The organism is Paenibacillus stellifer (assembly GCF_000758685.1).
Classification (GTDB): domain Bacteria; phylum Bacillota; class Bacilli; order Paenibacillales; family Paenibacillaceae; genus Paenibacillus_AQ; species Paenibacillus_AQ stellifer.
The window spans coordinates 1899854-1912331 of the sequence record NZ_CP009286.1 but is presented as its reverse complement, the minus strand read 5'-3'; the positions used below and the strand labels follow the sequence as shown (position 1 = coordinate 1912331).

General features: G+C 54.9%; 8 protein-coding genes. 5 read left to right on the top strand and 3 right to left on the bottom strand.

The features are described 5' to 3' along the window. Positions 1–207: 207 nt before the first annotated feature. From PSTEL_RS08510 to PSTEL_RS08495, 4 genes are read left to right on the top strand one after another with little or no spacing between them, the layout of a single operon-like run. Positions 208–2985, top strand: a complete 2778-nt coding sequence (locus PSTEL_RS08510) for a hypothetical protein (protein ID WP_052098290.1) — start codon at positions 208–210, stop codon at positions 2983–2985. A gap of 43 nt (positions 2986–3028) precedes the next feature. Next, positions 3029–4462 carry an efflux RND transporter periplasmic adaptor subunit gene (locus tag PSTEL_RS26120; protein ID WP_052098289.1) on the top strand — a complete coding sequence of 478 codons (1434 nt, stop codon included), beginning with the start codon at positions 3029–3031 and terminating at the stop codon, positions 4460–4462. Continuing rightward, positions 4459–5154, top strand: coding sequence for an ABC transporter ATP-binding protein (locus PSTEL_RS08500; RefSeq protein ID WP_038694650.1), 696 nt, complete (start codon positions 4459–4461; stop codon positions 5152–5154). The genes PSTEL_RS26120 and PSTEL_RS08500 overlap by 4 nt, the downstream gene beginning before the upstream one ends. Continuing rightward, positions 5154–6329: an ABC transporter permease gene (locus PSTEL_RS08495; RefSeq protein ID WP_038694649.1), complete on the top strand. Its 1176-nt coding sequence runs from the start codon at positions 5154–5156 to the stop codon at positions 6327–6329. Before PSTEL_RS08500 ends, PSTEL_RS08495 begins: the two co-directional genes overlap by 1 nt. Before the next feature lie 81 nt (positions 6330–6410). Here PSTEL_RS08495 and PSTEL_RS08490 read toward each other — a convergent pair whose 3' ends face one another. Together PSTEL_RS08490 and PSTEL_RS08485 are read right to left on the bottom strand one after the other, a co-directional pair. Continuing rightward, complete coding sequence (locus PSTEL_RS08490) at positions 6411–7232, bottom strand: 4Fe-4S binding protein (RefSeq protein ID WP_038694648.1); 822 nt, start codon at positions 7230–7232, stop codon at positions 6411–6413. A gap of 42 nt (positions 7233–7274) precedes the next feature. Next, positions 7275–7904, bottom strand: coding sequence for a TetR/AcrR family transcriptional regulator (locus PSTEL_RS08485; protein WP_038694647.1), 630 nt, complete (start codon positions 7902–7904; stop codon positions 7275–7277). A 103-nt stretch (positions 7905–8007) separates the two neighbouring features. Here PSTEL_RS08485 and PSTEL_RS26115 point away from each other — a divergent pair, with 103 nt between their 5' ends. Beyond that, positions 8008–9618, top strand: coding sequence for a diguanylate cyclase domain-containing protein (locus tag PSTEL_RS26115; RefSeq protein WP_052098288.1), 1611 nt, complete (start codon positions 8008–8010; stop codon positions 9616–9618). 114 nt (positions 9619–9732) lie between these two features. On the opposite strand, the gene pulA is transcribed toward PSTEL_RS26115, so the two are convergent. Further along, positions 9733–12096 carry a type I pullulanase gene (gene pulA, locus PSTEL_RS08475; RefSeq protein ID WP_038700419.1) on the bottom strand — a complete coding sequence of 788 codons (2364 nt, stop codon included), beginning with the start codon at positions 12094–12096 and terminating at the stop codon, positions 9733–9735. Between the last annotated feature and the right edge of the window lie 382 nt (positions 12097–12478).

Below are 12478 nucleotides of genomic sequence, written 5' to 3'. Positions count from 1 at the left end.
TTGGCAAGGGCAGGCGTTAGTTTAGCGATAACAAGAAAAAATGGGTCGCGATTCCATAAAACATTAAGCGAACTCTCAGATACATCTCATTTTCTATTAAGGCAACGCTCAGTTAGCTTTGCTACTTTAAGATAAGGACTTTAGAGCCCAAAAGCGGCCGCAGGGCCGTCTCTCTAAGCAAGGGGAACTTTTATAGGAGGGAAGTTAATGAAGATTCGCCACAAGACATACGTCATGCTTTTGCTCAGCACCTTTGCCGTCACGCAGCTCGCGGGACCCGGCGGACCTACCGTCTATGCCGCCCAAACCGGCACAGCCGTAACAGCGGCCTCCGTCAAGACCTCATCGCTCTCCAAACTCAGCTCCATCGCACTAGGCGCGGGCTTCACCGTGAAGCTGGACAACGTCAATCTGTTTCCCCAGGACGGGGGGAATATCCTCACCTACACGCTGACCTATACGAACACTAGCGGCAGCAGCGTCAGCCTGGCCGACTACTTCTCCAAAGTAGTAACGCCCGGAGGCTCTGTTATCAAAGGCGCGCCAGTAACTACGGATGTCTCCAAGAAAAAAGTTGCCGCAAAATCCAGCCAGACCCTTACATATTATGTAAATGCGGGAAGCGTTACATCGGCGGGCGGCCTCAAAATCCAGATGTTCGGCTGGAATTTCAGTCTCGCAGGCTTCGAGCAGCGCATCGGGACCTTTAGTGTACCTGCCCACTTCTCAGTATCTGCGCTTCAGGGGGAGAGCAAAAAGCTCACATGGGGAAGCCTGCCCGCTAACCTCATAGCCGGCAATCTGCAGACCTACTCTTATAACGGCAAATTATATGCAAAAGTTGCGGTCGCGATCCGGAATTTGGGCAATCAGGCGCTGACCGACCCTGGGTACACCCTGTATTTGAAATCATCGGGCGGCTCGATCTTCAAGCTGTCTCTTGACCAGGATAGCAAAAATTATGAAATTCAGCCGGGCGAAAAAGAAACCGTATACTATCTGGCGGAGATTCCTGCCGGTATGAAGACGAGCGGAATGTCGCTTCAGGCGGTCAAGCTGGACAGCACGCTTAATGTCTATCTTCCAGTTGTCTCCTTCGAGCTTCCGGCAGGCGCCAGCGCCAACCTGATCGTTCAGAATTACGCAACCAAGCGGCTGACCGTGGACGGAACCGGGGTTGATATGCAGCTTCAGTCCGCCGATGTATATGCGGATAACGACAATGGCGTATGGAATCTTCAGTTCCATATCAAGAACGCGGGCAGCCGCTCCGTGACTCTTCCGGATTACGAGCTTGCAGTCAAATCGTCGGAGGGTTATTTGTTCCCGATTGATTCCAGCGCTTTAGCCGGTCTGACTCTTAAGCCGCTTGAAGAGAATGTCCTGTCATTCACAGTATCGGTTCCGCTGAAAATGGATCAAAGCAAGCTGAAGATACAGCTTGCTACCGCTGACGATGCATCGGCTAGCTCCTCAGGCAGCTCGTCTACCAGCTCATCTACCAATACGTCTACCAGCTCGTCCGGCAGCTCCGGAACTTCTTCGTCTAGCGCATCTGCGAACTCCGGCTCCCAAGGCTCAGGAACGGGTGCCAGCGGCGGGTCCACAACCGGCGGAACTTCCGGCAGCTCTTCAAACAGCAGCGGAACATCAGGTTCGAGCAGCAGCGCCGGCACTTCAACAACCGTCAATCTTCCGATCGCCTACTTCAACATCCCCTACTCGCTGCAGACTAACACGATCCAGGGTTCGGAATACACGGTCAAGAACAACTACGGCAGCTTCACATACAGCCTGGCCTCCCTGCAGCGCCTGCCTTGGGGAGATAAGGACGCCATCGTCGCCAAGCTCAATATCCGCAATACTTCATCCGGCACGGTTACCCTGCCCGACTTGACCGGCATCATCAAGGCCGACCGCAATGACCTTACCGCGTCCACACAGCTGGTTAACCCTGATGGCAAGACGACTCTAGCTTCCGGAGACAGCGTCTCCCTGTATGTGCTTGCAGACATCGCTTATTCGGTCGACATCAGTCAGATCAAGGTCATTCTCAATACAAAAGCGGATTCGGCAGCGTTCCTGTCTCTGACTACGACAAGCGCTCCCGTCAAGAGCATAACTCCCATTACTGCTGGAGAGGCCTACGAAATCACGACTCCGGGCAAAAAATCCAGCGTCCAGGAGCTGACAACGAAGGTCTATCCGGGGACCCGGACCAATGTAATCTACTCCGAAATAGTCTTGACCAACGAGGAGGTTCGCCAGACCGATCTGTCCCGCCTCACCGGCTATTTCAAGACAGCGGACGGCGGATATTATGAAGCAACGGTCAACCAGGCAACTGCGGCAACCAGTCCGGGGGGCAAAACACTCGTTACGTTCACCGGCAAAATCCCGGTTTCGGTCGATACAACCGGCCTGCAGCTGTATGTAGGACAGAGCGTTAAAGATGGTGCTCTGGCGGCAGCAGGTACGGAAGCGACGGGCTATATTAACGTAAACGCTATCCCGCTTACAGTGGCGAGCATAGAGCCTCTTACTGCGCTGAGCGATGTGGCGCTGTTCCCGTACAATCTGAATGTTATCAACTCCACCGGATCTCTCAACCAGAATATAACTTCCATTAATCTTGAGATCAAATACTCCCTGACCGAAGACGCCGTTTATGACTACGGAACCTTTGATCACAAGCTGATCATGCAGTTTACCGATCCGTACGGGCAAATCTTCGAGAAGACTCTTACGCCCGAAACCGATTTGACAGCCGGAACGAATAATGTGTACTCAGCCACCTTTAACAGCAGCTTGTATAAATCGCTGGGCGGCGGAACCTACCGGATTACGCTGTTTGACGAATACCAGGGCCAGCGGATTGAGCTTGCTTACCGGAATTATTCCATCGATTACGTTACCGTGCTCACTACCTCGTCTTCAGGCGGAGCGGACAAAACCGGCAGCGACACCGGAACTAGCGAAGAATAAATCGGGGAGCATAATGAATTTATAACAGGGTGGAGGCTAGAAAGTGAAGAAGAAGAGAATCATTCTGACTTCCGGTGTCGCGCTGCTCGCGATTGCGGGAATACTGGGCTATATGTTCTGGCCGGAGAAGAACAATGAAGCCACTGCCGCCCGGCTCAATACGGCGACGGTGACCAAAGGAGATATTGTCGTCAGCGTGAGCGGATCGGGCTCCGTCTCCGCCATCAACAGCGAGACGGTACGCACCAAGGAAGCCGGCGAAGTGGATCAGGTCAAGGTAGCCAAAGGAGATGTCGTGAAGAAAGGCGATGTGCTGCTGACCTTTGCTCCGGCCGACCATGAGGACGAGCTGAAGAAGGCAGAGGCGAATCTTAAGAATCTGGAGAAGACACTGCGCGACAAGCAGGAGAACTACAAGATGCAGGCGCTGAACCAGGCCTCCGAGGATGAGATGGATGCAGCCAAGACAGCGATTGAAAATGCCGAGCAGGACATTTCCGACCAGCAGGACAGCATCGCTTCGATCAACGAAGAGATGGTCCCGAACGATCCGCTGGTCGCCCCGATTGACGGTACGATAACCGCGGTCAACATTACCGACGGCGAACAGGCCCAGAACGGCGGCGAGCTGTTCACCATAACGGATTACGATCATCTTGCCATCACCGTTCAGGTGGACGAGCTGGACGTTCCAAGCGTGAAGCTTGGACAGAAGGCCACTGTTACCCTGGACGCCCTTGAAGACCAGACTTTTACCGGTAAAGTAATCGACATCGGCAAGGAAGGAACGTCCTCCAACGGCGTTTCGCTATTCGATGTGCAGGTCGGCCTCGACAAGTCCGAAGGTGTGCTGGTCGGAATGTCCGCTGAAGTCTCCATTACTACGCAGGAGAAGAGCGATGTTCTGACTGTCCCGATTGAAGCCGTTACGAAGCGGAACGGCAAATACTATGTCAGCGTACTGGCGGAGGATCAATCGGCGGGCGGCGCGTCAGGAGCGGCAGGCTCCAGAAGCGATAAGGCTGCTGACGGAACGGCTGCTGACAAATCGGCAGCTAGCGGCGGCGAAATGCCAAGTGGCGGTCAAATGCCCGGGGGCGGCGAGATGCCAAGCGGAGGTCAGATGCCTTCCGGTGGTGAAATGCCAAGCGGCGAGGGATGGATCGGACGCAGACAGAGCGGTTCCGGCCAGCAGAGCGGTGTTTCGGCAACTGCCGCTCAGGAATCGGTTGAAGTTACGGTCGGCATTCACGACGAGACTCGCATTGAAATTGCGAGCGGCCTGACCGAGGGGCAGACCATCGTCATCCCGACGGTTATTTCCAACAATACCAGCTCCCAGAACAATGCCCAGCAGCAGGGCGGCTTCGGCGGCAGTGGCTTCAGCGGTGGCAGCTTCAGCGGCGGCGGAGGAGGATTCAGCGGCGGCGGTGCCGGTGGAGGCGGCGGAGGCCCGATGGGAGGCGGCAGCCGATGACGACTGCGCAGCCGCTCATCCGGGTTGAGAATCTGATTCACCGGTACACGATGGCCAACGAATCCATGACCATTCTCAGAGGCTTGACCTTTACGATCGATATGGGCGAATTTGTCGCGATTATCGGCCCCTCGGGTTCGGGAAAATCCACAATAATGAATATGCTCGGCTGCCTGGATGTGGCAACCGAGGGTGATTATTTTCTGGACGGACAGGAAATTCGCAAGATGTCCGATAACAAGCTCGCGCAAATCCGCAATGAGAAGATCGGATTTATTTTTCAAAACTTCAACCTGCTGCCCAAGCTGTCAGCGGTTGAGAACGTCGAGCTTCCCTTGATTTATCGCGGAGTGTCCCATCGCGAGAGAAGAGAGGCCGCCATGCAGGCCCTGATTCGCGTCGGTCTGGACGGAAGAATGGACCACCGGCCCTCCGAGCTGTCGGGCGGCCAGCAGCAGCGGGTGGCAATCGCCAGAGCGCTCGCTGGTTCCCCGCCTATTCTGCTGGCGGATGAGCCGACCGGCGCACTGGATACGCATACGGGCAAGGAAGTCATGCAGATGATCAAAGAGCTGAACAGCCAAGGACACACCATTATCCTGATCACCCATGACCTCGACATCGCACAGCAGGCCAAACGGGTTATCCGGATTCAGGACGGAAATCTGGTGGAAGATCGGAGGAATGTCTGATGATGTTCTATCAGAGTCTGAAGATGGCGATCAAGAGCATTCTGAGCGGCAAGATGCGGGCTTTTCTGACCATGCTGGGCATTATCATCGGGGTCTCCTCCGTCATCACGCTCGTATCGGTGGGCAAAGGGACGACTTCGCAGATTACGGAGCAGCTCAGCTCCCTCGGAACGAATCTGCTGACGGTCAACATTATGGGACGCGGAGCCACCACGTCGCTAACTTATGAAGAAGCCCTCGCGCTCGGAGATATTGAAGGCGTCAAGGATGTATCCCCCGTTATTTCAGGCAGTGTGACAGCCAAATATGGCACGGAAAATACGAGCGTAACCGTTCAGGGCGTTACCCCTGCATATGAATCAGTCCAGAGTTTTCATGTCCAGTCCGGCCGCTGGCTGCTCGATATCGATACCGAATACCGGCAAAAGGTAGCGCTCATCGGGAGCGATACAGCCGAGACCCTGTTTGGCGAAGGGGTTAACCCCGTAGGGGAGAAAGTTCAGCTCAACGGTACCGGCTTCCTGATCGTCGGACTTCTGGAGTCCAAGGGCTCAAGCCTCAGCGGCTCCAGCGACGAGACGATTCTGATTCCGATTTCGACCGCGGAGCGGTTCCTTCAGAGCAAAGGCGTGCGTTCCATAACGATCGCCACGACCTCGGATGATAATGTCACTACTGTAAAAGACATGATCGAAGCCCAGCTGTACCAGAAGTTCAGCAATTCGGACAGTGCGTTCTCCGTCTTCGACTCGCAGGAAATGCTGGAGACCGTCTCTTCCACAAGCGACACCCTCTCCCTCGCACTCGGCGGCATTGCAGGCATTTCGCTCTTCGTCGGCGGCATCGGGATCATGAATATTATGATCGTGTCGGTCAATGAACGCACAAGGGAGATCGGCATCCGCAAAGCGATCGGTGCCAAGAAAATGAACATTCTGATGCAGTTCATGATCGAATCGGTCGTACTTAGCGGCTTCGGGGGTCTTCTCGGCGTAGGAATCGGTCTAGGAGCTAGCTGGGCGATCGGCAACTACACGACCATGAACGTAGCCACCTCCTGGGACATGGTTCTCATCTCCTTCGTCTTCTCGCTTCTGATCGGTGTTATCTTCGGAATGATGCCGGCCAACAAGGCGGCGAGAATGCGTCCGATCTATGCCCTCCGGAGCGAGTAACCGACCGGGAGCATAGGCATTGCCTTTCATAATCATGACAAAACCGCCCGCGGACTTGTACGGTATCCGCGGGCGGTTTCGTTATGCCTGCTTGCGTTCGTCTTCTGGCTCCTCCCCGTTCGGCGCGGGCCGGCCTTCGCTACCCGGTCTGCCGAAACAGCGGACCACCGCCCCGCTCCGGCACACCTCCGTGCAGGCTCCGCACATAATGCAGTCGGAATGGTACATCCTGCCGCTCTTCACCATCTCCCTCACATCCAGGCTCATCGTGCAGGCCCGGCTGCAGGAGCCGCAGGACACGCATTTGGACGAGTCCGACTTAAGTCGCAGCGATGGGATGCGCAGCAGCCGTCCGATCCTGCTTCCCGCCGTATTCAAGATCGACATCGGGCATAAATAGTGGCAGGTGGCTCTTTTTCCGAAGAGAAGAGGAAGAATGGAGAGCAGTACGACAAGAACAACCATGAACACCGCTTTCCCCCAGTTGTCAACTGAAACGATGCCCTCCGTCAAATAAAGCGGCTGCACTTGAAGCACTCCCGCCGATTTCAACAGCGGATACAAAATAAAAGCAAGCCAGATAACGGCAAGCACGTATCGGACGGGCTTCAAGTGGGTAATAGGTCTCAAAGGTTTATGCGTCCATTCGTCCAGCGCCGTCTGAAGGCCGCCGTACGGACAAATATAGGCGCAAGCCGCACGTCCTGCGATCAGGCCGCTCAGGAAAAAGCCCGCCCAAACGAAAAAGGCTCCTGCCAATACACCATGAAAAAGGCCGTCAATAATCAGATATGGAGAAAAATAATTCAGTGTTACAGGAAGCAGAACCAGGGAAGCCAGCGAAACTGACTTGCGAATGCCGATGCGCCGGACGCGCCGGTCCGGTACGCCGTTAAGCGCCATTTCAAATTCTCCTTTTCTTGTTTAGTCGGTACCTTGATTGGTTTAATAAGGTCCAATAGGAGGATTCCCGGGATGATTATTAATATGAAGCGTGCTTTTCAATACATAATCAATGACGGACATCATCTGGCGGAACAGGACCTGATCGTCCGGCATGCTCAGATGGTCCTGTACATAGGCTGTAATCCCGTGCAGCAGAAGAACGGTCACTTCACGCGGATAAGGAACGTGAAATGCTCCTTCCTGGGTCCCCTGCTCAACGATTCGTACAAGCGAGGGCTCCAGTTTCTGATGAAACATCCGGGTCAGCTTGACATGAACAATCGGGTCAATCCCGTATTCTCCTGCGCCGTTCTTCTGTCTGTCCGCCTCACCTGAGGCAAAGATGGCCTTAAGCGTCTCCTGAAGCTTCTGCTCGGCATTCCATTCGGAATGGCCGGCAATCTGCACAACATTCCGTTCCAGTTCATCGAGCCTGGTCTCCAGAACAGAGCACAGAAGAGTCTCCTTGGAAGGAAAATGATAATAAAATGTCCCTTTCGCAATCCCGGTCTCACGTATGACGTCTTCAACGGTGGTGTTCACATATCCTTTGGTTTGGAACAGCCTTCCGGCGGCGCCGATAATCTCCTTCTTTCGGTCCTCCGCAGGCTTAACGGTCCGGATCGGCATCCTGAACGCTCCTTTCTTGTTTTCATCAGCTTAAGCTACCGACCGACCGTCAGTCTATGACGATTGATACATTAATACTATGCTTCGCAAGGAGAGGAAAACAGTGGCTGGCTTTAGCGAAACCCGAGCAACCCGTAAATTGATCGCCATGTTCGCCGCCATAACGCTGCTGCTTATTGGCGTAAGCATCTGCTCCATAATGTACTTGAATCTGACAATCAACCGGTTCTCGGAGACTCTGTATCATAATATTTACCGGAACACCGCTCTTGTGCTTGAGGCGGAAAAGGCGCTGTCACAGTCGTCGAGATCGCTTCAAACGGCATACAGCGCTTCCCTTCCGGACAGCCGGAAGAAGGAATACAGAGAACGGTTCGAGGAGGATTTAGCTCTTGTCTGGCAAAATGTGAACGCGGTCAGTCAGAGTCTGGAAGACGATAAGCCCTACTACGAGAATGCGAAGAGCAGAGAGCTGCTGCAGAACATCGGCTCCCGGCTCCACGATACGACCCATTCGCTTAATTTGTGGCAGAACGATGTGCGGAGGCTAATGCTGTACAGCGAAGCGTCGGCAGGGGACTTCGAGGGAGACGGCGTTCTGTCTCCGGACAACGGGAATCTGAACGAAGCCCACGAGAGTCTGGAGGCAGCGGCGAAGCTGTTCGGAAGCTATGCGGAGCTCGTCACGAGCGACTTCTCCAGCCATAAGAGCGCGATATTCGCGGTATACACGCTCGCATTATTCCTGCTTCTCCTTCTGATTCTGTATTTGTTCCGGCGGATTTTCTCGCTTCAAAGCGAAATGCGCGAGGAGCAGGCGATGTACAGGCTGATCGGAGAGACGATATCCGACTATATTCTTCTGACCGATCCGAACGGGCTCATTCTGTACGCTTCCCCGTCGCATTTCTCGGCGCTCGGCTATGTGCCCATGAAAGGGGAACCTCTGGCCTCCTACATCCGGGAGCCGGAAATTGCCTGGGCCAAGCTGCGAAGTGTCGTTCAGACCGCTCCCCGGATGGCAGAGCTGAGAATGAGAGGAGCCGATGGCCACTGGGTATGGATGGAGACAAAAGTTACCCCGGTCAGAGGCAATCAGGCCGTCCCGGCCCAGTTCATGCTGGTATCCCGGGAGATTACGCAGCGGAAGCAGTATGAAGAACGGCTGCACAAGCTTGCATTCTACGACCATCTGACCTCCATTCCGAACCGTGCGCATTTTAAAATGTATATGGAGAATCTGATCGGTCAGGACGGTCCCGCGAAGCCGAAGCTTGCACTGGCGCTCCTGGATTGCGACCGGTTCAAGCAGCTGAACGATACGCTGGGACATCTGGCCGGCGACGAGTTCCTCCAGCAGCTGTCCGGCGAGCTTCAGCAGTCGGTGAAGGGGCTAGGACAAGCCTTCCGGATTGGAGGCGACGAGTTCGCCGTCGTGCTGCATTTGAATTCCGCCCCCGAGAATCTGAATGATGTCCTGGACAAGCTGCTCCAGCTGTTCAACAAGTCATGGGCGGTTAACGGCTCCAGCTTCCGCACATCGGCGAGCATTGGGGTATCCCTGTATCCGGAGCATGGAAGCACGATCAATGAGCTGCTTCGGGCAGCCGATCTTGCGATGTACCGTTCCAAGAGCCATGGGGGCAACGAAGCCAATCTGTTCAAAGAGGATATGGACGAAGGTTGTCCGGAGCAGGAGAACAGCCGGTACTGAATCTTCCAATTCCAATGTGTAAAAAAGCGCTCCGGCGCCGCATTCGCGGACCGGAGCGCTTTTAGCCTGAGTTGCTGCATACTATTTTTTTGTTAAAGGTGGATTCGTACCGGTTCAGCTTGTTAACGAAAGCTGCGGCTCGATAATCGCTCCGCTGCCGGAATCCCGGATCAGCACTTTGAAATCGTCTTCTCCTTCCGGGCATTGGATGAACCGGTCGGTGCTGCCGTCCCTCGCTTCCCAATCATTGACCCGCAGAATATAACCGAACGCCCGGGTCTGCGGATGAAGCTCAATGACGGCGACAGCCCGGCCGTCTTCCATGAAACGGAAATCGGTCTGGCCATCCTGAATCCCGGTGTCCCACACCCAGATGTTCCAGCCTCTGTAGTCGCCGTCCGAGCGTTCATAATGCACCTCGACCGTCTTGGCCCGGCGGGGTGCCTTTCCACTCTCGTCGTACAGGACCATCATCGACAGCCCTTCTGCCACAACCTCTTCGCCTTCGATCCTGCGGAAGCCTTCAGCGCCCGCCCGCGTATGATCGACCGCCACATTCCAGGACTTGCAGCCCAGCGGCAGCTTCACCGTAACCGGCCAGGGGTTCGCGTTAAAGAGCACCGCAATATTGTTCCAGCCATCGCCTCCGGCATGATTCTTAAGCGTATAGGCCACAACGCCGCCGTCGCAGCGGAAGAAATCAAGCGACCGCTCGATCTCCTGACGCCCCCGCAGCCGAAATGCCGGGTGGCTCCGGCGAAGCGCGATCAACCCTTTGTAATAATCGAACACGGGCTGGAATCTGGCTTTGTTGCTCCACCGGATCGCATTGATGGCATCGCCGCTCCGGTAGCTGTTATGATCGCCGAACTTGCTGCGCAGCAATTCGTCTCCGGCTTGAAGGAACGGGATGCCCTGCGAGGTGAGCACGATGCCCCCTGCCAGCAGCGAGCGTCTGACCAGCTCATTATCCAGCACTGGCTCTTCTTCCAGGCCGATATAAGGATTGGCCGCCGCCACCGCCTCTTCAAGGCTGCCGCCGTTCTTGAGCCTTCCGTTGTCGAGTTCCGGCAGCCGGGCCGCCTGGCGCATACCTTGAACTGCGAGAAGCTTATCCCACAGATTCAAATTGTCATGCGCTGTCGTATAGTTGACGCTCTCCGTGGGGGAATCCGTAAAATCGTGAACGGCCCCGATAATACCGGCCGCCACCGCACCTTCCCTGCCCTGCTCTCCGGTAATGAAGCCTCTGCCCCAGCCATCGCTGTCTCCCTTGATAGCCGACCGGAAATTGTCGTTAAAGACGGCGAAGCCCTTTCCTCTCTGCGCGCCCTTCAGCGTCTTCGATACAAGAGGGGAATCGCCTCCGGTCCAAGGCTCGCCATAGAAAATCAGGCAGCGCCCGAGCTCCAATCGGATCTCCCGGGCAATCTCACGCATCGTAACCGTATCGATCAGTCCCATCAGATCGAAGCGGAAGCCGTCGATATGGTATTCGGTAGCCCAATGGCGGATCGAATCCTTGATGAATTTGCGCACCATCGGCCGTTCCGTTGCCAGCTCGTTGCCCACGCCGGAGCCGTTGGAGAGGCGTCCCGCATAATCATGCCGGTAATAATAGCCGGGCGCAAACGCCTCGAACGGCCCTTTTTCCACCGAGTACGTATGATTGTACACCACATCCATCACGACGGAGATGCCCTTGTGATGCAGCGCCAGCACCATTTCCTTGAATTCCGAAATACGCCGGGCGGGTTCCGCCGCATCCGTGCTGTAGGAGCCTTCGGGAGCGTTATAGTGCTGGGGATCGTAGCCCCAGTTATACCCGCCCTCTTCTCCGGAAGCCGCACCGCTAACCGGAAGCTCGTTCACCGTCTGAAAATCGAATACCGGCATAAGATGAACATGCGTGACGCCAAGCTCGCTTAAATGGTCGATGCCCAGCGTTCTTCCTTCAGAATCGCGAAGTCCGCTTTCGGTAAAAGCTTTGTATTTCCCTTTATATGCAGCCCCCGAGCTCTCATGGCTTGAGAAATCGCGGACATGCAGTTCGTAGATAACCGCGTCCACCGGATTGGCCGTTACCGGACATTGATCCTGCGCCCACCCTGACGGATCGGTGCTCCGCATATCAACGACAGCAGAACGCAACCCGTTCACGGATACGGCGACAGCATAGGGATCAGCCGCCTCGACGATCGTTCCGTCACCGTAGACGACGCGGTACATATAGAATTTACCATTCAGATCGCCGGATATCCGGACCTGCCAGACGCCGCCGTCCCGGCGGAGCATGTAGGCCAGTCTGGCATCATCGGATGAGTCCGCGGTTCCGCGTCCATCTCCGCCTGTATCATATAGCACTAGCGACACGGCTGACGCTGCAGGCGCCCATACTTTGAACGTACTGCTCTCCGGAGTGTAACTGAGACCGAGATCCCTGCCTTCATAACGGTCTTCCATTGGCTCTGCGTTCATGTAATTGCTCTTCACTGCCTCCACCATCCTATCGCTTCCGTGCGAGAAGCCGGAAGTTTTTAGATCCATATATGCCCAATTGTCCTGTGACCTATACGTGATGCACCGAGAGAAAAGCCTGTGTCAATACAGGATATGCAAGCTCTCGCTCACAGGTTTGGGTCAATCCTGGTCGTTCTACTTGATATATCGGATTACAATAGGGCTTCCTAAATACCCTACCGCAATTCCCTTTAATTTTAAAATTATAACCTGCGTATATGTGCAAAAACATCTCAAAACCAATATTTATACCCTTCATATATGTCTATTATGTGAACTTAGTGTGGAAGAAGTGCGAAGCTGATCATCATATATGAAAAAAAGGCTGGCCCAAGGTGGG